The organism is Cutibacterium sp. KBN10P07758 (genome assembly GCF_050286205.1).
In the GTDB taxonomy this organism is placed as follows: domain Bacteria; phylum Actinomycetota; class Actinomycetes; order Propionibacteriales; family Propionibacteriaceae; genus Cutibacterium; species Cutibacterium acnes.
The window spans coordinates 506,881-531,600 of sequence record NZ_JBNNQV010000001.1; the positions used below are offsets into that span (position 1 = coordinate 506,881).

Consider the following 24,720-nt stretch of genomic DNA (forward strand, 5'->3'; position numbering starts at 1 on the left):
TGCACCCGGTAACGGTGCGCGGCCGCTGTCATATTTCTGATGCCCAACGACTGCGCTGAGTTGGCAGCAGGAAGGGGCATGTTCGTGGACCACGACGACCGCGTAGTTGAAATGACTGCGGCCACCACCCGATGGATGGTTGAACGGAAGTTCTGTAGGCTTCTATCGTGCCTAATTCGACGCGGGACCGAGTTCTCTCCTATACTCCCTGTGCTGGCGTTGTCACCCAGGCATCGCCGAAGGGCACTAGCTCAATTGGCAGAGCAGCGGTCTCCAAAACCGCAGGTTGGGGGTTCAAGTCCCTCGTGCCCTGCGAGACGCATGTGCGGGGCGTATCCCTGGTGCGCAGCCGTGGCGAAGTCCTGGTCCACGGCACCAACCGTCAGGCAGGACCCGAAGGAATAGCGTGACCGACGAGAAGCGAAACCTCAGCGACGGAGACGATCCTTCCGTCAAGGGCGAGCTGTCTCCAAGGGGCGAGGATCTGGCATCCAACAACCTTCCGGAGACTGACGAGTACGACGTTGTCGACCCAGAGGCTGAAGAGTTGACGACCCCAGACGATGTCGTCGATAAGACTCCCGATAAGGCCGATCCCGAAGATATGGTTATTGACGACCCCGACCAGCTCGAAGGAGCGGAGGAGGTCGCTGCGTCAGCTCGTTCTTCCCGGCCGGTGCGCAAGAAGGATTCTGCTGGCAAACCAGCCCGCCGCGGCAAGCCCGTGCGCAAGGAAGCTAGCGCGGCTGATGAGGAGCCCGCTACCGCGTCTGCGGCTAAGTCTGCTGGCCCCGAGCCGAAGCGTAAGCTGACGAAAGCTCCGGTTCGCAAGGAGCGTTCTCACCATAAGCCCGCCGATCAGGGCAAGCAACGCATTGGCCCGGTGACCTTCACTAAGCAGTCGGTTGCTGAGTTGCGCAAGGTCAAGTGGCCTAGTGGCGACGAGCTGGGACAGTACTTCCTCGTCGTCCTCGTCTTTGTTCTGCTCATCATCGCCTACGTCAGTGGCTTGGACGTCGTCTTCGGATGGGTCGTCATCAAGCTCTTTGGCCACTGACGATCACATTGGAGAATTGACCTGTGAGTGACAGCCCCCATTTCAGTGAAACTAACGACGTCGAGATTAACCTTGACGCGTTAACCCCCGACACCGCCGAGGAGAAGGACGACGAGGTCGAGATCGACCTTGGGGACCTCAGCGAGGAGGACTCTGCTGAGGAGCCCGAGATCGACCTTGATCTTGGTGACGACGAGCCTGCCGAGGCCTCAGATGATGACATCGCCCGTAACCTCGGCATCGGTCAGGCTGCTGACGATGAGCAAGACGCCGACGAGAATGAGTCTTCTGAAGCTGATAATGCTGATAATCAGGATGTCGTTGACGCTGCCATTGAAGAGTTGCGCGGTGAGCTGTCCTCGAAGTTCGGCGAGTGGTACGTGCTGCACACCTACTCCGGCATGGAGAACAAGGTGAAACAGAACCTGGACGCTCGGGTGCAGAACTTCAACATGGAGGACTACATCTTTGAAACGGTCGTCCCGACCGAGGAGGTCGTCGAGATCCGCAACGGCGCGCGCCGTACGATCACCAGGGTGTATTTGCCTGGTTACGTGCTGGTGCGGATGGACCTCACTGACGACTCGTGGGGTATCGTGCGCCACACCCCGTCGGTGACCGGGTTCGTCGGGCAATCCACCACTCCGATCCCGTTAACTTTTGATGAGGTCGTCAAGATGCTGACGCCGTCGGTTGTCGCCAGGATTAGTCGTGAGAACGCTGACAAAACTTCCTCGCCGAAGGCTAAGCCAAAGGTTGAGGTTGCCGATTACGAGGTCGGCGAATCGGTGCAGATCACTGATGGTCCTTTCGCTGGTGTCCCAGCCCAGATCACGGAGATCAACACGAATAACCAGCGCATCAAGGCTCTGGTTGAGATCCTTGGCCGTTCCACCCCGGTGGACCTCGAGTTCAACCAGATTGAGAAGATCTGAACCTGATTTTGGCCCCACCGGCCGAGTTGCTTAGACTTGGCCGGTGCGTCTGCGTCCGGGTGCTCGTCACACTCGGACTCACACTGACGGCACCGACCGGTGTCGTCACCACCGAAAGAAGGACCCAACATGCCTGCTAAGAAGAAAGTAGCGGCCGTCGTCAAGGTCGCACCGCAAGCGGGACAGGCCACCCCGGCCCCGCCCGTTGGTATGGCTCTTGGCCCCCATGGTGTCAACATCATGGAGTTCTGCAAGGCCTACAACGCTCAGACTGAGGGACAGCGTGGAAACATCGTCCCGGTCGAAATCACCATCTACGAGGACCGCACGTTCAGCTTCGTCCTCAAGACCCCGCCGGCTGCTGAGCTCATTAAGAAGGCTGCCGGAATTAAGAAGGGCACGGAGAACCCGGCGACCCACAAGGTTGGCAAGATCTCCAAGGATCAGGTCCGTGAGATCGCCGAGACTAAGATGCCAGACCTCAATGCCAACGACATTGAGGCGGCCATGAATATCGTGGCTGGTACTGCTCGGTCCATGGGCGTCGAGGTTGAGGTCTGAGGCGCCCAACCCGCAGACAGTTTTCCCACAAACAATTTTTGTGGAGGGGCACGCGCTGCCCTCACCACACCTGGTGAAAGGAACCAGATATGAAGCGCAGCAAGGCATATCGCGCAGCCGCTGAGAAGGTGAACCTCGACCAGCTGTACTCCCCGGAGGAGGCTCTGGCCCTGGTGGCTTCCGGCGCGTCGGCCAAGTTCGACGAGACCGTCGATGTGGCTATCCGTCTCGGCGTCGACCCCAAGAAGGCCGACCAGATGGTTCGCGGTACCGTCAACCTTCCTCACGGCACTGGCAAGACGGCACGGGTCCTCGTCTTTGCTACCGGTGAGAAGGCCGAGGCTGCCCGCGAGGCGGGCGCCGACGAGGTCGGTGACGACGATCTCATCGCCAAGGTCCAGGGCGGGTACTTGGACTTCGACTCCGTGGTTGCTACCCCGGACATGATGGGCAAAGTTGGCCGTCTGGGACGCGTGCTCGGTCCGCGTGGCCTGATGCCGAACCCTAAGACCGGTACTGTCACCATGGATGTCGCTAAGGCTGTCTCCGATATTAAGGGCGGCAAGATCGAGTTCCGTACCGATCGTTACGCCAACCTTCACTTCCTTATTGGGAAGGTGTCCTTCGGGTCGGAGAAGCTGGCCGAGAATTACTTCGCTGCTCTCGACGAGATCTTGCGTCTTAAGCCGAACGCCGCTAAGGGTCGTTACCTGCGTAAAATTACCGTTTCTTCGACGATGGGTCCCGGTGTGCAGATCGATCCTGTCGCCGCTCGCGACGCAGACTGACTGACTGTTGACGGCCCCCACAACGACGTTGCGGGGGCCGTCTTTGCGTCTTCCGCGAGCCACCGCCTGCCCAGGTGTGCCTCAGCCAAACGTGTGGACGTGACCATGGTGGTCATGGCGTCATCACACTGGGGAGTTTCTGGGCGCATCCACAGATGGACATGTTATTGGGGCGATTGGAGCTGTCTTATCCGGTAATTTGGCACTCCACCTACAGCCAGCTATTCTGTATGAGTTGCCGTAGACCGCTGGTCGGGGTTTCCCGCCAAGCATCCGGAGCGATGGATGGCCCGCGCAGGTGAACGCCGAGATGATTTATTACCCCGTCGTGCGCCTGCGCACCGGGGTTTCTTTTTGTCCTCCCTACGGCTCCGGCGCTAGCAGTCCAGACTGCCAGCGCGACGTACGAGAAGTGGGAAGGAGACCCAATGGCTAGGCCTGACAAGGTCGCTGCGGTCGCCGAGCTGAAGGAGAAGTTTTCTTCGGCCGGCGCCACCGTGCTGACCGAGTACCGCGGTCTCTCCGTGTCGGCGCTCAAGGATCTGCGCCGTTCACTGGGGAGTGACGCCACCTACGCTGTTGCGAAGAACACCCTCACCCGCATTGCCGCCAAGGAGGCGGGTATTGAGGGACTCGACGACCAGCTCGTCGGCCCCACCGCCCTCGCCTTTATTAACGGTGACGTGGCCTCCGTGGCCAAGGGTTTGAAGAACTTCGCAAAGGACAACCCGCTCCTGGTCATTAAGGGCGGTGTGATGGACGGTAACGTCCTTGACGCCGACCAGGTTAAGAAGCTCGCCGATCTCGAGTCCCGCGAGGTCCTCCTCGCCAAGCTCGCCGGTGGCCTCAAGGCCAACCTCACGAAGGCCGCTGTGGTCTTCAACGCCCTGCCGTCGAAGGCCGCCCGCGGCCTGGGCGCTTTGCAGGAGAAGGCTGCTGCCGAGCCGTCTGTGATCGGTGGAGCTGGAGAGGCTTCCGACCAGGAGCCCAAGACAACCGAGACCCCTGAGGCGTCCGCCGCCCAGGACAACACCAACGAGTGAAAGGACGCCGATCATGGCGAAGCTCAGCAACGAAGAGCTCCTTGACGCTTTCAAGGAGATGACCCTCATCGAGCTCTCTGAGTTCGTGAAGCAGTTCGAGGAGACCTTTGACGTGTCCGCCGCCGCCCCGGTGGCTGTCGCTGCTGCCGGTGCTCCGGCTGCCGGTGGCGAGGCCGCTCCTGCCGAGGAGGAGAAAGACGAGTTCGACGTCATCCTCGAGTCGGCCGGCGACAAAAAGATCCAGGTCATCAAGGAGGTCCGTGGCCTCACCAGCCTGGGCCTGAAGGACGCCAAGGACCTCGTCGAGAGCGCCCCGAAGCCGGTCCTCGAGAAGGCCAAGAAGGAGGACGCCGAGAAGGCCAAGGAGGCTCTTGAGGCCGCCGGTGCCACCGTCACCCTCAAGTGAGCATGTGACTGCTTACAAAGTTCATTACGTGGGGCCACTCCTCTTTGAGGGTGGCCCCACGTGCTTGGCAGGTAAACCCCCATCACGGCCAGGTCTCAGTGAAGAGGAGATCGTTGCCTTATAGAGTTCCCTCCGTGGTGAAGGCTAGCTGGCGTGGACTTGCGGTAAAGTAATAAGGCGTATTACAATAGCTCATTGCACCATTGCCAGCGATCGCCCATGCTTGACATGGGCGGTTTGTCATGCCCCCAGACCGGCCGACAGGTCGGTTGTAGGAGTTCTCGGAAGGACCGCACATTGGCCGCCACGCGTACCGCGTCGAAGAACACCAGCGCCATTTCGCCCCAGTCGGGACGAATTTCATTCGCCAAGATTCACGAGCCGTTGGAAGTTCCCAACCTTCTCGATCTTCAGGTCGAGTCGTTTAACTGGCTCGTTGGCAACGAGATATGGCAGTCCCGTGTGGACGCCGCCCTTGCAGAGGGGCGTACCGACATTAATACCAAGTCCGGGCTCGAGGAGATTTTCGAGGAGATCTCTCCGATCGAGGACTACTCCCAGACGATGTCCCTGTCTTTCCGGGATCACCGTTTCGAAGATCCTAAGCACAGCGTTGACGAGTGCAAGGACCGCGACACCACCTACGCAGCCCCACTGTTCGTGACTGCGGAGTTCATGAACAATGAGACCGAGGAGATTAAGTCTCAGACGGTCTTTATTGGTGACTTTCCGCTCATGACCTCCAAAGGCACCTTCATTATCAACGGCACTGAGCGTGTCGTGGTGTCCCAGTTGGTGCGTTCCCCCGGTGTCTACTTTGAAAAGACTGCCGACAAGACCTCCGACAAGGACATCTTTACCTGTAAGGTGATCCCGTCGCGTGGCGCCTGGCTCGAGTTCGAGATCGACAAGCGTGACACCGTCGGCGTCCGTCTGGACCGTAAGCGCAAGCAGAACGTGACCGTCTTCCTTAAGGCCCTCGGTTGGACTGCCGACCGGATCCTCGAGGAGTTCGGCACTCATGAGTCGATCCGTCAGACCCTTGAGAAGGACCATGGCGTCGAGACTCAGGATCAAGCTCTCCTTGACATCTACAAGAAGCTGCGTCCTGGCGAGCCGCCGTCCCGTGACGCCGCGCAGCAGCTGCTCGAGAATTACTACTTCAACCCGAAGCGCTACGACCTGGCCAAGGTTGGTCGGTACAAGATCAACAAGAAGCTCGGTCTGTCCCTGCCCTTCGATCAGCAGGTTCTGACGGTCGACGACATCGTCGCTGCTATCCACTTCGTGTGCGCCCTGCACGAGGGCACCGCGATTCTGCCGCGGGAGGGACAGGACGACATCGTCGTTGAGCCCGACGACATTGACCATTTCGGTAACCGTCGTTTGCGTACCGTCGGCGAGCTGATCCAGAACCAGTTGCGTACCGGTCTGAGCCGTATGGAGCGCGTCGTGCGTGACCGCATGACTACGCAGGACATTGAGGCCATCACCCCGCAGACTTTGATTAACATCCGCCCAGTGACGGCGGCGATCAAGGAGTTCTTCGGAACCTCCCAGCTGTCGCAGTTCATGGATCAGAACAACCCGCTGGCCGAGATGACCCACAAGCGTCGCCTGTCGGCCTTGGGCCCCGGCGGTTTGTCTCGTGACCGTGCCGGCATGGAGGTCCGTGACGTTCACCCGTCGCACTACGGTCGTATGTGCCCGATTGAGACCCCTGAGGGTCCGAACATTGGTCTGATTGGTTCGCTGGCTTCCTTCGCTCGCGTCAATGCTTTTGGGTTCATCGAGACCCCATACCGCAAGGTCGTTGACGGGCATGTTACCGATGAGGTCGTCTACCTGACCGCTGACGAAGAGGATCGTCACGTCATTGCCCAGGCCAACGCGAAGCTTGATGACGATGGCCATTTCGCCAACGATCGTGTGCTGGTGCGCCAGCGCCACGGTGAGGCCGACGAGGTTCCCAGCTCCGAGGTCGACTACATGGATGTGTCCCCGCGCCAGATGGTGTCGGTGGCGTCTGCTCTCATCCCATTCCTCGAGCACGACGATGCTTCCCGAGCCCTCATGGGCGCGAATATGCAGCGTCAGGCTGTGCCGCTGGTGCGCACTGAGGCTCCATTCGTCGGAACCGGTATGGAATACCGTTGTGCGGTTGACGTCGGTGATGTCACTCTTGCTGAGAAGGCCGGTTCGGTGCTGTCGGTGAGCGCTGACCTTATCGACATCGCCTGCGACGACGGCACTTACCAGACCTACAAGCTGGAAAAGTTCCGCCGCTCGAATGCCGGTACCTGCATTAATCAGCGTCCGCTGGTCAAGGTGGGGCAGCGCGTTGAGGTTGGCACCCCGCTGGCCGACGGCCCGTCGACCGACAACGGCGAGCTTGCCCTCGGTCGCAATATGTTGGCCGCATTCATGCCTTGGCAAGGCCTCAACTATGAGGACGCCATCATTCTGTCCCAGCGGATCGTCTCTGATGACGTTCTCACCTCGATCCACATCGAGGAGCACGAGGTCGACGCTCGTGATACCAAGCTGGGTGCTGAGGAGATTACTCGGGATATTCCGAACGTTTCCGAGGATATGCTGGCCAACCTTGACGAGAACGGCATCGTGCGTATCGGTGCAGAGGTCGGCACTGGCGACATCCTGGTTGGCAAGGTCACTCCGAAGGGCGAGACCGAGCTGACCCCTGAGGAGCGTCTGCTGCGCGCGATCTTCGGTGAGAAGGCCCGCGAGGTCCGTGATACTTCCCTTAAGGTTCCTCACGGCGAGGAAGGCACTGTCATCGGGGTGCGCATCTTCGACACCGAGAACGGTGACGAGTTGGCGCCGGGCGTTAACCAGATGGTTCGCGTCTACGTCGCCCAGAAGCGCAAGATCTCCATCGGTGACAAGCTGGCCGGACGCCACGGTAACAAGGGCGTCATCTCGAAGATTCTACCTGTCGAGGACATGCCGTTCCTGCCGGACGGCACCCCTGTCGACATCATCCTCAACCCGTTGGGTGTGCCCTCCCGAATGAACGTCGGGCAGGTTCTTGAGATGCACCTGGGCTGGATCGCTCACTCCGGCTGGGATATCACCCAGGCCGAGGGTGATTGGGCCGAGCGTCTGCGCGAGGTTGGCCTCATTGATATTCCTGAGGAATCCCGTCTGGCCACCCCGGTATTCGACGGTGCCACCGAGCAGGAGATCACCGGTTTGCTGCAGTACGGCCACCCAACCCGCGATGGCGAGATGCTCGTTGACACCGACGGTAAGGCGACCCTCTTCGATGGCCGTACCGGCGAGCCCTTCCCCTCGAAGGTGGGCGTCGGCTACATGTACATGCTGAAGCTGCACCACCTGGTTGACGACAAGATCCACGCCCGTTCCACCGGCCCGTACTCGATGATCACCCAGCAGCCGCTTGGCGGTAAGGCCCAGTTCGGTGGTCAGCGATTCGGTGAGATGGAAGTGTGGGCCATGGAGGCCTATGGCGCCGCTTGGGCTTTGCAGGAGCTGCTCACTATCAAGTCCGATGACGTTCCAGGCCGTGTCAAGGTCTATGAGGCGATCGTCAAGGGCGAGAACATTCCTGAGCCGGGTATCCCTGAATCCTTCAAGGTGCTCGTCAAGGAGATGAAGTCACTCTGCCTGAATGTGGAGGTGCTCAACTCGGAGGGCCAAGAGATCGACTTGCGCGGCTCTGAGGAAGACACCCGGTCTGGTCTGGGTATCGACATTGGGCGTCGTCCTGGTGCCGACAACGCTATGGCCGACTGACCTGCCCATATGTCGGGGGTGACGGCGTTGCCCCCGACCCCTGAACACAGTCCGTTTGACGGGGGTGGGGACGGGCCCGGACAACCCGACTCACACAGACACCCCGACTGGAACCCTTCCTGACGAGGAGGGGCTACCACCCACCCGAGTGGGGGAAAGAGAACAATCGTGCTGGACACCAACTACTACGACCGGTTGCAGATCGGCCTGGCCACGGCCGACCAGATCCGTGCGTGGAGCCACGGCGAGGTCAAGAAGCCCGAGACCATTAACTACCGCACCCTCAAACCCGAGCGTGACGGCCTGTTCTGCGAGAAGATCTTCGGACCGACCCGGGACTGGGAGTGCTACTGCGGCAAGTACAAGCGCGTCCGCTTCAAGGGCATCATCTGTGAGCGCTGCGGGGTCGAGGTGACCCGCTCCAACGTGCGTCGTGAGCGTATGGGACATATTGAGCTGGTTGCCCCGGTGACCCATATCTGGTATTTCAAGGGGGTTCCCTCCCGTCTGGGGTACTTGCTCGATATCGCTCCGAAGGACCTCGAGAAGGTCATTTACTTCGCGGCCTATATGATCACCGCCGTCGACGATGAGGCTCGCCACCGTGACCTTCCGTCGCTGGAGGCCAAGGTGCAGACCGAGCGGTCGCGGCTGGAGCAGCGTCGTGATTCCGAGCTGGAGGCCCGCCGGGTCAAGCTTGAGGAAGACATGGCTCAGCTCGAGGCCGACGGTGCCAAGGCTGACGTGCGGCGCAAGGTCAAGGACGGTGCCGAGAAGGAGCTCAAGCATATTGAAACCCGCGCTCAGCGCCAGATTGATCGTCTGGACGCGGTGTGGGATCGCTTCAAGAACCTCAAGGTTCAGGACCTTGAGGGTGACGAGATTCTCTACCGCGAGATGAAGTCGCGCTTCGGCAAGTACTTTGAGGGCTCGATGGGTGCCGAGGCGGTTAAGCGTCGTCTGCACGATTTCGACCTCAAGAGTGAGTCTGAGAAGCTGCGCGAGATTATCAAGACTGGTCGCGGCCAGAAGAAGACCCGCGCCCTTAAGCGCCTTAAGGTGGTGCAGGCTTTCCTCGATTCCGGTAACTCGCCGGAGGCTATGGTGCTGGACTGCGTGCCGGTCATCCCGCCGGACCTGCGCCCGATGGTGCAACTCGACGGTGGCCGCTTCGCCACCTCGGACCTCAACGACCTTTACCGTCGCGTCATTAACCGAAACAACCGCCTCAAGAGGTTGGTTGATCTTGGCGCCCCGGAGATCATCGTTAACAACGAGAAGCGAATGCTCCAGGAGGCTGTCGACTCGCTGTTCGATAACGGTCGTCGTGGGCGTCCGGTGAGCGGTCCGGGTAACCGCCCGCTGAAATCGCTGTCGGACATGCTTAAGGGCAAGCAGGGCCGTTTCCGTCAGAATCTGCTTGGTAAGCGCGTCGACTACTCCGGCCGTTCGGTCATTGTCGTCGGTCCGCAGCTCAAGATGCACCAGTGTGGTTTGCCGAAGACGATGGCGTTGGAGCTGTTCAAGCCTTTCGTCATGAAGCGTCTGGCTGACCTTGAGCACGCTCAGAATGTGAAGTCTGCTAAGCGCATGGTTGAGCGTCAACGTCCGGTGGTGTGGGACGTCCTCGAGGAGGTCATTAAGGAGCATCCGGTTCTGCTGAACCGCGCACCGACGCTGCACCGCCTGGGTATTCAGGCCTTCGAGCCTCAGCTCATTGAAGGTAAAGCTATCCAGCTGCACCCGCTCGTTTGCTCGGCCTTCAATGCCGACTTCGATGGTGACCAGATGGCTGTGCACCTGCCGTTGAGCCCTGAGGCCCAGGCTGAGGCCCGCGTCCTCATGTTGTCGACGAACAACATTCTCAAGCCAGCTGATGGTCGCCCGGTCGCTCTGCCTTCGCACGAGATGATCATTGGTGCTTACTACCTGACGATGGCCCTTGACGGTCTCAAGGGTGAGGGGCGTGCCTTCACCTCGCTTGCGGAGGCCATTATGGCCCACGATCTTGGCGAGCTCGAGATTGGTGCCAAGATCAAGCTGCGCCTTAAGGGCATTGTGCCGCCGCACGACGAGACGGTTCGCGCCGACGGCTCGGTGATCCTCGATACCACTCTCGGACAGGCGCTGTTTAACGAGGTACTTCCGGACGACTACCCGTACGTTGATTTCTTGGTTGGCAAGAAGCAGATCGGCAAGATCGTTAATGACCTCAGCGAGCGCATGACCCAGCTCGAAGTGGCGCACGTCCTCGACAACCTTAAGGACATCGGGTATAAGTGGGGTTCTTTGTCCGGCGTGACCGTTTCCATCGGTGATGTCCAGACTCCGCCGACCAAGCCGGAGATCCTGGCTGGGTATGAGACTCGCGCTGCCAAGGTCGACCGTGAGTACGACCGTGGCGCCGTGACCGAGGAGGAGCGTCGTCAGGATCTGATCCAGATCTGGACCGAGGCCACTGCCGAGCTGACCGCCGCCATGGAGGCTAACTTCACCCAGACCAACCCGATTCACATGATGGTGGATTCGGGTGCTCGAGGCAGTATGACGCAGATGCGCCAGATTGCCGCTATGCGTGGCCTGGTGGCTGACCCGAAGGGTGACATTATTCCTCGCCCGATTAAGTCGAACTTCCGTGAGGGCCTCACGGTTTTGGAGTACTTCATCTCCACACACGGTGGTCGTAAGGGACAGGCCGATACCGCTCTGCGCACCGCGGACTCGGGTTACCTGACTCGTCGTCTGGTCGATGTTTCCCAGGACGTTATCGTGAGGGAGAACGATTGCGGCACTACCCGCGGTATGCCCAAGACGATTGCTGTTGACGATGGCAACGGCAATCTGGTGCGTGTTGAGGGGCTGGACACTGCGGTGTATGCCCGCTGCCTGGCTGCTGACGCCGTCGATGCTAACGGCAATGTTGTGGTGGAGGCCAACTCTGACCTTGGTGATGAGGAGATTTCTCGGCTCATCGCGGCTGGAATCTCGCAGATCAAGGTGCGCTCTGTGCTTACTTGCACTGCTGCCCAGGGCTGCTGCGCTCGCTGCTACGGACGTTCGTTGTCGACCGGTCATCTGGTCGACGTCGGTGAGGCTGTTGGCATTATCGCCGCTCAGTCGATTGGTGAGCCCGGAACCCAGCTGACGATGCGTACCTTCCACACCGGTGGTGTTGCTGGTGACGACATCACCCAGGGCCTCCCCCGTGTCGTCGAGCTTTTCGAGGCCCGTAGCCCGAAGGGTAAGTCGCCGCTGGCTGAGGCTGCGGGTGTCATCCGTATCGACGAATCCGACAACCGCCGCAAGCTCGTATTGGTACGTGACGACGGTGAGGACGACGTCGAGTACGTCGTGCCGCGCCGTGCCCGTCTCGAGTTTGATCTCGACGGTACCCACCGCGTTATCCGCGACGGTGTGCGAGTCGCCGCTGGCGAGCAGCTCATGGGTGGCACCGCCGATCCGCAGGATGTGTTGCGTATTTCCGGTGTCCGTCGGGTGCAGGAGTACCTCGTCAAGGAGGTGCAGAAGGTTTACAACACCCAGGGTGCCGGTATCCACGAGAAGCACATTGAGATTGTCATTCGCCAGATGTTGCGCCGGATCACCGTCATTGAGTCGGGTGACACCCAGATGATGCCAGGTGAGCTCGTGGACCGCGGTGCTTACGAGGCTGCTAACCGTAAGGCGGTTGCTGAGGGAGGTCGTCCGGCCGAGGGCCGGCCGGTGCTGATGGGCATCACCAAGGCTTCGTTGGCTACCGAGTCGTGGTTGTCGGCGGCTTCCTTCCAGGAGACCACTAAGGTTCTCACTGATGCCGCGATCAATGGCAAGACGGACACCTTGGTTGGTCTTAAGGAGAACGTCATCCTCGGTAAGCTCATCCCGGCCGGTACTGGTTTGGAGGTCTACCGCAATATGCGGGTGGAGCCGACTGCGGAGGCCAAGGCTGCTGCGTTTACGATGAACTATGACCCGTTCGATTACGACTTCGGTTCGGGATCGGGCGAGGCTGTTCCGCTGGATGACTTGGACTTGGGCGATCTGGGCTGAGGTTTATCAACGCCGACTGCGAGCCTCTCCTCCCTCATGTGAGGGAGGAGAGGCTTTTTGCATGAGGCGGGAGGTTGTAAGCAGGGCCTTGGAGCTTCGTGGGGTGGAGGCTTGAGCTATTAATGCGAAAGACTATCAATATCATGTAGCATGATGGTGGTTCTCTCGCCAGGGATATGCGTAGGTGACTCCTGGGCTGCCCGTCTATGAACCACCCGTCGCGTTGGAAAGAAGTGATATGCAGACTAAGAAAAACCTACGAAGGCCGGTGCTATTAGCCGTCCTCATGACCGTGATTGCGTCGCTGTTTGCGCCGATGTCATGGGCCACGGACGCAAAGGTGGTCTTGAGTAAAAATCACACGGACGCCTTTTACATCACCACTGACAGCGGTGTTCCCGTCGTCAAGGTTGCCAATGGGCTCCACTCGCGGATGTATGAGCCAAACGAGGTCGAATTCCAAATCCAGTCGGACACGTACGGCAGGCAGTACAGGCTCACGGGGCTGAGTGAGTCACTTCTTGAGGGCTACTACACCGGCAGTGAGAATACCGCCGAATGGTTTGAACCTGGCTGGAATGCTCCGGGCTTCACAAAGAATGGGTTCGACGCATTGCGCGTTGACTTCACCTCGATCACGGGTCCAGGCAAGATGTACCTCGTCGGTAATTCACCTGAGGCAGACGAGAACGGCAAGCTTGGCACCTTCCTTGCCGGTGACACATATCAGGTTGTCAAAGGGGCTTCATTGCCGATTAAGGGTCATCAGCATGCCCACTGGTTTTTCACTCGCGCCGGCAAATACACCATGAGTGGGGTTGCTGTCGGTAAGAAGATTGACGGGAAGGAAGTTTCGTCGCAGCCGTTCACCCTGTCGTGGGAGGTGCTGAAGTCCGACGACGACAAGCGGCCTGGTGCTTCTGACGACTCGGACGAGCCTTCCGCTGAGCCGTTGCGCGATCCGTCGGAAGAGCCGTCCAGTGCGCCCCACGACGCGGCAACGCCGAAGATTGATGACACTAAGGTCGAGATTACCCAAGGTCATCTTGACGTCTTCGCTGGTATCGCCCGCAACCGCAAGCTGTCGATGGTCATCAAGGATGACCGCAGTGGCCAGGCCATTTACCGGGCACCCGAGGCGGTGACATTGCGCGTCGGGGAGAATGCCTACCGGAAATTACCCCAGAGCATGCACGACCGCTTCGCGCCCGAGGGGTATCTTCTGGCCCAAAATGGCGACAATCAACAGGAGGTACTGTTCCCGGGCTGGGACACCTATGGCGTTGCACCTGATTTCGGGGCTGTTGACCTCGAGTTTGTCGATGTGAAGGGGCCGGGGAAGGTGTACATGTTCATGCAGGGGATCGGTAAACTACGTTCCCCGCTGGCGTCTGGCTCATGGGTGCTGGCCTCGGGGGAGTTCATCTCGCAGAAGAAACCGGGCCATGTCCACACTAACTGGTTGTTTGGGAAGCCGGGTACCTACACCATGAAGGTCCGTCTGAGGGGAGTTCCGGTCAAGGTGATTGATGGCAAGGCCGTTGTCTCTGAGCCGGTGAGGTACACGTGGGTCGTCGGTGGCCGAAGCGGTAGTCAGTCATCTGCGGTGGTCAGTGCTCGCCAGCTTGTCAAGAGGGTGGATGAGAAGACAGCTCCTGAGCCGTTTACGCCGATGCCGACGATGGATTCTGGTGCGGTCTCCCGGGATGCCACGAGGACTCCACAGCTGACGATCACTGGTTTGCCGCAGACGGGCATCTGAGCGGGCGCATAAGCCGCAGCCATTTCTAGCTCAAGCTACCACTGTACGGACAGGTCTGGTCTCCGTGTTCGCGGTGGCTGGGCCTGTGTGTCGTGTGGCTTGTCTGTGGTTCGTGGTGTCAGGTTTGTTTGAGGGGGTTGGGGTTTTGGGGTGGGGCATTTGTGTTCTGCTACCTATTTTATGAATGATGTTGACAAAATCGCGGGGGGGGGGGGGGGCAGTATTTCTAGCGCAGTTGCCCGATCCGTGGCTGTCAGAAGAATGTCTGCGGCGCTGTATGGCGCTTACTGAAAGGTTTCCGATCGTGAAGAAGCATGTCATTGGGGCGAGCTTGACTGGGCTGGCTCTTGCACTTACTCCGTTCGCTGGTGCTGCGTCGGCCCACGCAACGCTGCCCGACTATTTTGGTATCGACGCTCCCGACCATGTTGATGTGAATAAGCCACTCAACTTCCGGCTTGACAAGTGCGATATGGATGGGGCGTCGCAGATTAAATGGGGTGTCGCTAAGGGTGAATCGGCGCCTCCGGAGACGTGGACTACTGTGAAGGATGAACAGCAGCGGGTTAGTTACACTCCGACCTCCACGGGCACGTACACCATTTGGGCGTACTGTGCCAATGTTTCTGGTGAGCGCGTTTCGGATAGTGGCAGTTCCTCTTTCACGTCCTACAGCACTAAGGCGACCATGAACCCCACCAAGTGGGCGGCCGACGAGTATGTCCGGATGGTCACTAAGGGCTTTAACTCTAGCGATACGCTGTCTGCATCGCTGGTTCGTGATGGTGATACCAAGGATTATGGTGATCTGCTGGATTCGCAGAGGATCTGGTACCAGTGGGCCAGCGAGACCTCTGATTTCACCTTCCCCGGCAATGTTCCCGTGGGTGATTACACTTTGACGTTCACTGATCATGGAAACACCGCTCGGACGGTTCGTGTGCATTTGCATCATGGGGCCGGTTACCTGCTGAGTGGCGACACTCCTAAGCCGACGCCGACTCCTACTCCCACGCCGACTCCGACTCCTACCCTGAAGCCGACTCCTACCCCGACCCCGGCCCCGACTTCCGGTGAGGCTACTGTCAAGCCGGTTCCGGGTGCTGCTACTACGTCGGCGGCCACTGTCGTTACTGATGGAAGTGATCAGGGTGTTGTGCGTGTCGCTGGTGGGTTAGGTACTCTGCCTCATACTGGTGTCTGACAGTTTGAGTTGCTCTTCTTGTCTGTGAAACCCCGCGTCTGAGGACGCGGGGTTCTTCACTATCTGAGACAACATCGAATTGTTGCCCATCCGCCTGATGTCGTAGACTCGAAGGCATAAGGATACCATTGGTATTGCGAGGGGATGACGGTATGAAGCGAACAGTTCTGGCGGGTGCGGTCGCGGCGTGCCTGGGAATGGCAGTTTTCGCGGTGACGACCCCAGATGCGCGAGCGGAGAGCGCCCCGATTCCAGTGCCGACGTCCAAGGCAACTGCGCATTCTCGTCTGGCTAATCGTCCATCAAGCGGAATCACCTGGTCACCTCGCCATCACGGTATCGTGCCTCCGGAAATCCACGGTGGCACCATCTATCTTCCCGATATCAGCGCCGGTCCTATCATTCTGCCGACCATCAAGGGTGGGACGATAACCCTTCCTGACATTAAAGGCGGCACAATCACCCTGCCCGATATCAGCGGACGCCCCATTATTCTTCCTAAGATTGAGGGTGGTGCGGTGAGCATTCCGCCGATCGTGTTCCCGTCGCTCCATGCCAGGGGCAGTATTCAGGTTAACGGTACGCTCCCTGGCTGGGCTAACGGTCGGGGGAACTTCCTTGCTGCGGGCGGCATGGGTGCCCCCGCGGGCCGTCCGATGTCCCTTCCGCAGACCGGCGCCTAAGAATACCGGTAGTGGTTTCTCACCCGACGGTGCTTACGGGGTTTCCCTGGCGTGCTTTGTCGTAGCGTTGTCAGGTTTGACCCTCGCAATGCAGGGGGATACCCTGTTAAGGCATGTCCGGTTCGTCCGGACGCTTGTGCGTGCCCTGGCATGGCGATTCACGACCGCTCGAGTTGCTGCGAGAAGGTTTGCCCGTGCGGAGTTCGCACGGCACTCCCAATCTGCAGCGAGGGCAGCGGTGATCCCGACGCAGCGATGGCGGAGTGCGAAGCCAGGGAATTCCGAACCCACCAGACGGAAAGAGATACCAGCCGGTGCCTACAATCCAGCAGCTGGTCCGCAAGGGCCGCACTGACAAGATCAGCAAGAACAAGACGCCTGCCCTCAAGGGCTCGCCGCAGCGTCGTGGCGTGTGCACCCGCGTGTACACCACGACGCCGAAGAAGCCGAACTCGGCGCTGCGAAAGGTCGCCCGTGTGCGCCTCTCGTCGGGCATTGAGGTCACGGCCTATATTCCCGGTGTCGGACACAACCTCCAGGAGCACTCCATGGTGCTTGTGCGTGGCGGTCGTGTGAAGGACCTCCCGGGTGTGCGTTACAAGATTGTCCGCGGCTCCCTCGACACCCAGGGTGTTAAGGGTCGCAAGCAGGCCCGTAGCCGTTACGGCGCCAAGAAGGAGAAGTGATTCATGCCTCGTAAGGGACCCGCGCCGAAGCGCCCAGTGATGGTCGATCCCGTCTATGGATCTCCTCTCGTTTCCCAGCTTGTGAGCAAGATCCTTCTCGACGGCAAGAAGACTGTCGCCCAGAACATCGTCTACACCGCTCTGGAGGGTTGCCGGGCCAAGAACAACACTGATCCGGTACAGACTCTCAAGCGCGCGCTCGACAACATCAAGCCCTCGCTGGAGGTCAAGTCTCGTCGCGTCGGCGGTGCCACCTACCAGGTGCCGGTCGAGGTCAAGCCTGCCCGTCAGACCACTCTGGCGATGCGTTGGCTGGTGAATTTCTCCCGCGAGCGTCGTGAGAAGACCATGGCTGAGCGCCTCATGAACGAGATCCTCGACGCCTCCAACGGCTTGGGCGCTTCGGTGAAGCGCCGTGAGGACACTCACAAGATGGCTGAGGCCAACCGCGCCTTCGCCCACTACCGCTGGTGATCGTTCGCCCCCTTCCCGTCCGGGGAGGGGGCACCATCACGTCCAGCCCAGAAAACCTGCGGTTCACCACAGGTTCATCTGCGTCGAGCATCATACGAAGACCACTTACTCCAAGATTCGAGGTCAAACACAGTGGCCAAAACTGACCTGAGCAAGGTTCGCAACATCGGCATCATGGCCCACATCGATGCCGGCAAGACGACGACGACCGAGCGCATCCTTTACTACACCGGCAAGTCCTACAAGATCGGTGAGGTCCACGACGGTGCCGCCACCATGGACTGGATGGAGCAGGAGCAGGAGCGCGGCATTACCATTACCTCCGCCGCGACCACCACCTTCTGGCATGACACCCAGATCAACATCATTGACACCCCCGGGCACGTGGACTTCACCGTCGAGGTGGAGCGTTCCCTGCGTGTCCTCGACGGTGCTGTTGCCGTATTCGACGGTGTGGCGGGCGTCGAGCCGCAGTCGATGACTGTGTGGCGTCAGGCCGCTAAGTACGGCGTGCCGCGTATCTGCTACATCAATAAGCTGGACCGCACCGGCGCTTCTTTCGACCACTGCGTCAAAACCATTAAGGAGCGTCTGCACGCTATCCCGGTCCTGCTGCAGTTGCCGATCGGTGCCGAGGACCAGTTCATGGGCATCGTCGACCTGGTCGAGATGAATGCCAAGACGTGGCGTGGCGAGACTGAACTCGGTGCTCATTACGAGACCGAGGATATTCCGGCCGACATGAAGGACGAGGCCAAGGCCGCCCGAGCCGAGATGCTCGAGACTGTCGCTGAGAACGACGAAGAGTTCATGGAGCTCTACCTCGAGGACCCCGATGCCGTGACCGTCGATCAGGTCAAGGCCGCCATCCGTCGCGGTGTGTTGGCTTCCGCCTTCACCGCTGTCACCTGTGGTACCTCCTTCAAGAACAAGGGTGTGCAGCCGCTACTCGACGCCATCGTCGATTACCTGCCATCCCCGACTGACGTTCCCGCCATCTCCGGTTTCAAGCCCGGTGACGAGTCCGTCGAGCTTGAGCGTCGCCCATGTGATGACGAGCCGCTGTCGATTCTGGCCTTCAAGATTGCCTCTGACCCGCACTTGGGCAAGCTGACCTTTGTGCGCGTCTACTCCGGCGTTCTCCATGCTGGCGACCAGGTGCTCAACGCCACCAAGGGCAAGAAGGAGCGCATCGGCAAGATCTACCAGATGCACGCCAATAAGCGCGAGGAGATCGAGAGCATTGGGGCTGGTATGATCTGCGCGGTCATGGGCCTCAAGGACACCACCACCGGCGAGACCCTGTGTGACCAGACGAACCCCATCATCCTGGAGTCGATGACCTTCCCGGCCCCCGTGATCGAGCAGGCTATCGAGCCGAAGTCGAAGGCGGATCAGGAGAAACTCTCGAACGCTATCCAGCGTCTCGTCGAGGAGGACCCGACCTTCCGCGTCCACACTGACGAGGAAACCGGTCAGACCATTGTTGCCGGTATGGGCGAGCTCCACCTGGATGTCTTCATCGACCGTATGAAGCGCGAGTTCCACGTCGAAGCAAATATCGGCAAGCCGCAGGTCGCCTACCGCGAAACCCTGCGCAAGCCTGTCGAGAAGTACGAGTACACACACAAGAAGCAGACCGGCGGTTCCGGGCAGTTCGCCCGCGTCATCATCGCGATCGAGCCGAAAGAGCCCGGGTTCGGCTATGAGTTTGTCAACGCCGTTACCGGTGGCCGTATCCCCAAGGAGTACATCCCCTCGGTTGATGCCGGTGTTCAGGAGTCTATGCAGTTCGGTGTCCTCGCTGGCTACCCGGTCGAGGACGTCAAGGTTACCTTGCTCGATGGTGCTTACCACGAGGTCGACTCCTCCGAGATGGCGTTTAAGATCGCCGGCTCGATGGCTTTCAAGGAGGCCGCTCGCAAGGCTAACCCGGGTCTGCTCGAGCCATTGATGGCTGTTGAGGTGACGACTCCTGAGGATTACCTCGGTACTGTCATCGGCGACCTCAACTCCCGCCGCGGTCAGATCCAAGAGATGGTTGAGGAGCACGGAAACAAGGTCGTACGCGCTTTGGTTCCGTTGTCCGAGATGTTTGGATACGTCGGTGACTTGCGCTCAAAGACCTCCGGACAGGCTTCATACTCCATGGAGTTTGATTCCTATGGCGAGTGCCCGTCGTCTGTTGCTGACGAGATCATCGCCAAGGCCAACGGAGGCAAGTAAGCTCACTTTTTCATGAACGTTTTGGCCCGGCCCCACAATGTGGGGCCGGGCCAAAACGTTCATGAAGCCCAAGCAAGGCATACGCATGTAATCACCTGACTCGGATAGGGTTATACTTTTGCCGGAATTTGACATTACGAGCCGAGGATTGACGAATTCAAATCCCCTGTCATGAACTAAGGGGACCTCCATGACGGATGAATCCGGTCACGACAAGGAACAACACGATCAGCTTTCCACTAGTAACCAATCCAACAACGCCTACGATTCCATTGATCCTTCGCAGACGGTGATCCGTCCAGCGCCGACACCGACACCGCAACCATCCTCGGGGCCGGAGATTCTCGCTGATGGTCGCGGCACTGGTCCGGCAGACCAGCCCGGGCGTCCCGACGGGGGCTTCGGACAGCCTGCTGCAGGTCCGGCGAGTGTGGGCGGAGAGCCTCAGAGACAGCCGCAGACGATGCCGCCGAATCCGCCACTCCCGAATCAGCCCCACCAGTCTGGGGGATTCACGGGCCCCCAGGGCAGCCCTCGCCCTGATCAGCTCAATGGCCCTCGACCAGGCTGGCAGAGTGGGTGGCAGCCCCAGGGCCATTCCGGTCCCTACGGTCCAGGTCCTCAGCCCGGGCAGCAGATGGGTCATCCGGGTGTCCAGCCTGGGCAGCAGAGCGTGCCCCAACCTGGCACGGCACCTGCCTACCCGGCGCAGGCTCCGGGCCAGCGTTCTGGCGTCCAGCCCGGCATGGCGCCGAACCCTGGGCACCCGGGCCCTTACCAGACGAGTCCGCAGCAGGGCGGGTACACCATCACGCAGCCCCTGCCGACCATGCCCGCCGCTGGTCAAGCGCCGATGATGCAGCAGCCGTATCAGGGGGCGCTCGCGGTACAACCGTCTAGTAACTGGTTCGCTGACGCGTGGGGAGTGTTCCGTCGGATCTGGAGAGGTGATGTCCTAGAAGCGTTTGATCTGTCCATGGCCTCCCGGAAGTTCTGGCTCTGGACTGGTCTTGCTCAGGCTGGGTTTGCCGGGTTAGCCTATGCCAACTTGCTGTGGCGGGTGATGTCCTCCATTGACAACGGCGCCAACCACGTTACTCACAGCTTCCTTGGTTGGTTCGGTATGGACGACCCCAATCAGAGTTATGAGATCACCGGATTCGACTTCAGTGCATGGTTGAAGGCGTTCATAACCATGTTCCTGGCCGTCGCCGTGGTGTTCGCTGTACGTCCGCTCTTCATCAAGATGGTATACGCGTGGCGTCAGTCCAGGCAGACTTGGGAGGTTGCCTATACCGTCAACTCGGTTGCGACCCTGTCCTCCACCTTCGTCGTCGCAGTCGTCAGTGTCCTGTGGTTTGTGCCCTCCGGGGCACTGGTCCTGGTAGGGCTTGTAATGCTGGGGGCGCTCGGCGCGATGTGCCAGTTCCTTGGTGAGTTACTTCTCTACACTGGTGTGAACAAGACCGGAGGATTCCCCCCATATTCTCGTTTCCCGCTCGTCCCGCACGTCATTGGGACTGGCTTTTACGCGGTAGTGGTTGCCGTACTCTGGTTGCTCTGCGGCACGGTCGGCAGGGGGATCATGTCATGAGTCCGACGGTGAGCGAGCGGCGTCTTAGCGCGCCAATGCGACGTGGCATCGTGGCACTGTGCGTGGCGATGGCCTTCGTGTTGTCGGGGTGCGGTGCTGTCATAGGTACAACGCTCAAGGTCAACGACGATGGTTCGGGTTCCCGGAGCTTGACGGTGACCTTCACCAATGACGATTCCGACGAAGCCAAGCAGATGTTTGCCAAGCCATTGAGCGTCTATGACGCAAGTATCAAGAAGCATGTTCCCTCGCAGCTGACGTACAACGGCTTGCACATGCAGGGAAAGTCGATGGTTGCCTCCTTCCAGCTCGACTTTTCTAGTCCCCAGGACTACCTCACCAAGGTGCGTGCCATCATTGGCGGCTCCAAGGATCCGACTTCTGACATCCAGAACATCAACACCCCGTTGGTTAACGGAGTCGTCGGCAAGGAGAACTTCACGTCCCATGACCTTCTTGAGTGGTTGCCGGACGGTTTGGAACAGGACGGAATCGTCGATTCCGGCAACGTTGGGAACGTCCTCGACTCCGAGAACAACATGACGTTGACGATCGGAGGCAAGAACTTCACCTCGCAGACGCCGCTGGACATCGAGCACGTGGCTGACAACGGTTTCGACCAGGTTGTCGTTCAGCTGAATTTCAAGAGCATGAAGGACGTCGGTGCCGTTGTCTGGTACTTCTCCGAGCAGGCCTGGGGCGCTGACAAGGAGAATAAGGTCAAAGCTTTCCTAGACCAGGTCACCAAGGATGGCAATGGTGAGGCCGCCGACGCGAAGAGTGACGACCTGCCTGAGAATGTGCGCCAACGGCTCTCGTCGACCTACCCAGTGGGCAAGAAGGTCACCATCAAGGCCGGCTCTCTGGATGAGGTCGACAAGAGGGTCGCTCAGGCTCTCGGCAACAAGTCTGGCAGTTTGAAGATCTCCCCCGGACAGGCGAAGCAGAGCGACCCGAGCAGTGGGGCAACAGCGGCATTCGTGATCCCGCTGTCCTTGACTAGTCAGGTCTCCTGCTCGGCTATCTGCTCCCGCGACGCCGGGGACCCGGTGATGGTGGTCACCCACCCTTCGCAGTGGGTGGATGAGGACTCTTCTGCGCCATCGGACGAGGGTCAGACGAGCACTCAGATCATCAGGGGCGACGCGCCTTTGACGTTGGATGTGCCGCTGGAGACCAAGAAGACCAGTACAGCGATACACCTTAACCCGGGGAAAGAGGTCTCGTACGAGGCCAATCTGACCTTCGACAATGCTGTCCTGGGGGACAACAAGGAGGAGGTCAAAAAACTGCTCCGGGGTGTCAGGAACTGGTCGGTCGAGCAAAAATCCGACAAGAGCACCACCCAGTACACGGTCAGGGGGAGCGCCGACGACGCGCTCACCTTCAGTAAGAAGTACTCGGGGAGCGATTCTCCCCTGGTCGTAGAGAACGAACTGAAGCCGACGACGTTCAAGAACCACTGGATGATCGTGATCACCCCCCTGGACTGGATGCCGAGAGGCGAAATAAAGATCATCACCGATCACGGCAAGTTCGATGATGGCAGCTCCGAAAAGACGTGGACACCCGGCGAATCTACGGTGTTCCGCACCCGTGCGAGTACCCTGCGGACCGGTCCTGTCGTTGCCGCGGTCGTTATCGGGGTTCTCATTGTCGCCGCTGCTGTTCTGGCCTACTTCAAGCTCGATGCTATTCGGGCATGGCGTAAGAAGCGTGCTGAGGCTGCGCGTCAGCAGGCTGCTCAGAACGGGCAGTACCGAATTCCTGCGCAGAGTCAAACACCGCAGAATCAGCAATGGGCATCACAGCCCGGCGCTCCGGTGCCTCCGTCGCCGGGCGGATACCCCCCCTGACCGTAGTGGCGGTGGCCAGTGGACAGAAAACGATCTGCAGTAAGCGCCCTTTCCTCCAGCGATGGAGGTGCCCGCTGCCACGTAGCGCGTCGGGTCATGGATCCGGCGTGCAGTCGTGGCAGCGGCTGGCGCGTTGCGGCCAGCAGGAGGGGAAAACCTGGTTTGACTATCCCTGGGCGCGTGCAGAATAATAAGACAAGTTCCCTGACCTCTGGTCGGGGGCCCGTCCAGAAACGTTCCTGGGAACCTCCCAGGAATATCCACATGACGCGTCCCGTGCACAAGCGGGCGACATTCCAGAAGGAGCCCCAGTGGCAAAGGCCAAGTTCGAGCGGACCAAGCCGCACTGCAACATCGGCACCATCGGACACATCGACCACGGCAAGACGACCCTCACCGCGGCGATCTCCAAGGTGCTGCACGACAAGTACCCGGAGCTGAACGAGGAGTCGCCGTTCGACCAGATCGACAAGGCTCCCGAGGAGCGTCAGCGCGGCATCACCATTTCGATCGCTCACATCGAGTACCAGACCGAGAAGCGTCACTACGCTCACGTCGACTGCCCTGGGCACGCTGACTACGTCAAGAACATGATCACCGGTGCTGCTCAGATGGACGGCGCCATCCTCGTGGTTGCTGCTACCGACGGCCCGATGCCTCAGACTCGCGAGCACGTTCTGCTCGCTCGTCAGGTGGGCGTGCCCGCCATCGTCGTCGCCCTCAACAAGTGCGACATGGTTGACGATGAGGAGCTCATTGAGCTCGTCGAGATGGAGGTCCGCGAGCTGCTGACCTCGCAGGAGTTCGACGGCGACAACTGCCCTGTCGTTCGCATCTCCGCCTTCCAGGCCCTCCAGGGTGATGAGAAGTGGACCCAGTCGATCCTCGACCTCATGGACGCCGTGGACGAGTACATCCCGCAGCCTGAGCGCGATCTCGACAAGCCCTTCCTTATGCCGATCGAGGACGTCTTCACCATCACCGGCCGTGGCACCGTTGTCACCGGTCGTGTCGAGCGCGGCGTCGTCAAGACTGGCGAAGAGGTCGAGATCGTCGGTATCCACGAGAAGACCCAGAAGACCACCGTTACCGGTGTCGAGATGTTCCGCAAGATCCTCGACGAGGGCCGCGCTGGTGAGAACGTCGGCGTTCTGCTCCGTGGCACCAAGAAGGAGGATGTCGTTCGCGGCATGGTCCTCTCCAAGCCTGGTTCCACCACCCCCCACACCGACTTCGAGGGCCAGGTCTACGTCCTCAAGAAGGATGAGGGTGGCCGCCACAAGCCGTTCTTCTCCCACTACAGCCCCCAGTTCTACTTCCGTACCACGGACGTGACTGGCACTGTTGAGCTCCCCGAGGGCACCGAGATGGTCATGCCTGGCGACAACACCGACATGACTGTGCACCTGATTCACCCGGTTGCCATGGAGGATCAGCTCAAGTTCGCTATCCGTGAGGGCGGCCGCACCGTCGGTGCTGGTCGAGTCACCAAGATCATCAAGTGATGTGATCTGAGCTTTTCACGAGGCCCGTTCCCCTAGGGGAACGGGCCTCGTCGCATGTGAATACAGATAAATTCTGCTTACTTGGCAATAGGCAGCAAAGTACATCCGGGTAG

General features: G+C 59.8%; 18 protein-coding genes and 1 tRNA gene. 18 read left to right on the forward strand and 1 reads right to left on the reverse strand.

Annotated elements, in window-relative coordinates; translation table 11 throughout:
• The first annotated feature begins 240 nt into the window (after positions 1-240).
• The 17 genes from ACOYO3_RS02520 to ACOYO3_RS02600 all read left to right on the forward strand — a co-directional run bounded on the left by ACOYO3_RS02520 (position 241) and on the right by ACOYO3_RS02600 (position 23,102).
• Positions 241-313 (forward strand) — tRNA-Trp (locus ACOYO3_RS02520).
• A gap of 93 nt (positions 314-406) precedes the next feature.
• Positions 407-1,057 carry a preprotein translocase subunit SecE gene (secE, locus tag ACOYO3_RS02525; protein WP_002515969.1) on the forward strand — a complete coding sequence of 217 codons (651 nt, stop codon included), beginning with the start codon at positions 407-409 and terminating at the stop codon, positions 1,055-1,057.
• A 23-nt stretch (positions 1,058-1,080) separates the two neighbouring features.
• On the forward strand, positions 1,081-1,992 hold the full coding sequence (gene nusG / locus ACOYO3_RS02530; protein ID WP_002516053.1) for a transcription termination/antitermination protein NusG: 912 nt from the start codon (positions 1,081-1,083) through the stop codon (positions 1,990-1,992).
• A 129-nt stretch (positions 1,993-2,121) separates the two neighbouring features.
• Entirely contained in the window at positions 2,122-2,553 is a 432-nt protein-coding gene (gene rplK, locus ACOYO3_RS02535) for a 50S ribosomal protein L11 (RefSeq protein ID WP_002525163.1), read from the forward strand.
• 89 nt (positions 2,554-2,642) lie between these two features.
• A complete protein-coding gene (gene rplA / locus ACOYO3_RS02540; RefSeq protein ID WP_002515965.1) occupies positions 2,643-3,341 on the forward strand; it encodes a 50S ribosomal protein L1 in 699 nt (232 codons plus the stop codon).
• Positions 3,342-3,769: 428 nt separating this feature from the next.
• On the forward strand, positions 3,770-4,384 hold the full coding sequence (gene rplJ / locus ACOYO3_RS02545; protein WP_002516081.1) for a 50S ribosomal protein L10: 615 nt from the start codon (positions 3,770-3,772) through the stop codon (positions 4,382-4,384).
• Between the two features lie 13 nt (positions 4,385-4,397).
• On the forward strand, positions 4,398-4,790 hold the full coding sequence (gene rplL, locus ACOYO3_RS02550; protein ID WP_002514890.1) for a 50S ribosomal protein L7/L12: 393 nt from the start codon (positions 4,398-4,400) through the stop codon (positions 4,788-4,790).
• Between the two features lie 297 nt (positions 4,791-5,087).
• Positions 5,088-8,567: a DNA-directed RNA polymerase subunit beta gene (locus ACOYO3_RS02555; RefSeq protein WP_002517564.1), complete on the forward strand. Its 3,480-nt coding sequence runs from the start codon at positions 5,088-5,090 to the stop codon at positions 8,565-8,567.
• A 168-nt stretch (positions 8,568-8,735) separates the two neighbouring features.
• Positions 8,736-12,617, forward strand: coding sequence for a DNA-directed RNA polymerase subunit beta' (locus ACOYO3_RS02560; RefSeq protein ID WP_002517572.1), 3,882 nt, complete (start codon positions 8,736-8,738; stop codon positions 12,615-12,617).
• Positions 12,618-12,855: 238 nt separating this feature from the next.
• Positions 12,856-14,379 carry a choice-of-anchor M domain-containing protein gene (locus ACOYO3_RS02565; protein ID WP_002515977.1) on the forward strand — a complete coding sequence of 508 codons (1,524 nt, stop codon included), beginning with the start codon at positions 12,856-12,858 and terminating at the stop codon, positions 14,377-14,379.
• Positions 14,380-14,656: 277 nt separating this feature from the next.
• On the forward strand, positions 14,657-15,583 hold the full coding sequence (locus ACOYO3_RS02570; RefSeq protein WP_002525161.1) for a hypothetical protein: 927 nt from the start codon (positions 14,657-14,659) through the stop codon (positions 15,581-15,583).
• A 152-nt stretch (positions 15,584-15,735) separates the two neighbouring features.
• The gene (locus ACOYO3_RS02575; RefSeq protein WP_002515948.1) at positions 15,736-16,266 is read left to right on the forward strand and encodes a hypothetical protein; all 531 of its coding nucleotides are present in this window, start codon (positions 15,736-15,738) and stop codon (positions 16,264-16,266) included.
• A 314-nt stretch (positions 16,267-16,580) separates the two neighbouring features.
• A complete protein-coding gene (rpsL, locus tag ACOYO3_RS02580; RefSeq protein WP_002514884.1) occupies positions 16,581-16,952 on the forward strand; it encodes a 30S ribosomal protein S12 in 372 nt (123 codons plus the stop codon).
• Positions 16,953-16,955: 3 nt separating this feature from the next.
• Positions 16,956-17,426, forward strand: coding sequence for a 30S ribosomal protein S7 (gene rpsG, locus ACOYO3_RS02585; protein ID WP_002514883.1), 471 nt, complete (start codon positions 16,956-16,958; stop codon positions 17,424-17,426).
• Between the two features lie 132 nt (positions 17,427-17,558).
• Positions 17,559-19,652 (forward strand): elongation factor G, encoded by a 2,094-nt coding sequence (gene fusA, locus ACOYO3_RS02590; RefSeq protein ID WP_002525160.1) that lies wholly within the window; start codon positions 17,559-17,561, stop codon positions 19,650-19,652.
• A 637-nt stretch (positions 19,653-20,289) separates the two neighbouring features.
• Positions 20,290-21,246, forward strand: coding sequence for a hypothetical protein (locus ACOYO3_RS02595; RefSeq protein WP_002519655.1), 957 nt, complete (start codon positions 20,290-20,292; stop codon positions 21,244-21,246).
• A 35-nt stretch (positions 21,247-21,281) separates the two neighbouring features.
• Positions 21,282-23,102, forward strand: a complete 1,821-nt coding sequence (locus tag ACOYO3_RS02600) for a hypothetical protein (protein WP_427305913.1) — start codon at positions 21,282-21,284, stop codon at positions 23,100-23,102.
• On the opposite strand, the gene ACOYO3_RS02605 is transcribed toward ACOYO3_RS02600, so the two are convergent.
• Positions 23,039-23,449 (reverse strand): hypothetical protein, encoded by a 411-nt coding sequence (locus ACOYO3_RS02605; protein ID WP_427305749.1) that lies wholly within the window; start codon positions 23,447-23,449, stop codon positions 23,039-23,041. The two genes, ACOYO3_RS02600 and ACOYO3_RS02605, sit on opposite strands and share 64 nt — an antisense overlap.
• Here ACOYO3_RS02605 and tuf point away from each other — a divergent pair.
• Positions 23,414-24,607, forward strand: coding sequence for an elongation factor Tu (tuf, locus tag ACOYO3_RS02610; protein WP_002514878.1), 1,194 nt, complete (start codon positions 23,414-23,416; stop codon positions 24,605-24,607). The genes ACOYO3_RS02605 and tuf overlap by 36 nt on opposite strands.
• The last annotated feature ends 113 nt before the right edge of the window (positions 24,608-24,720 follow it).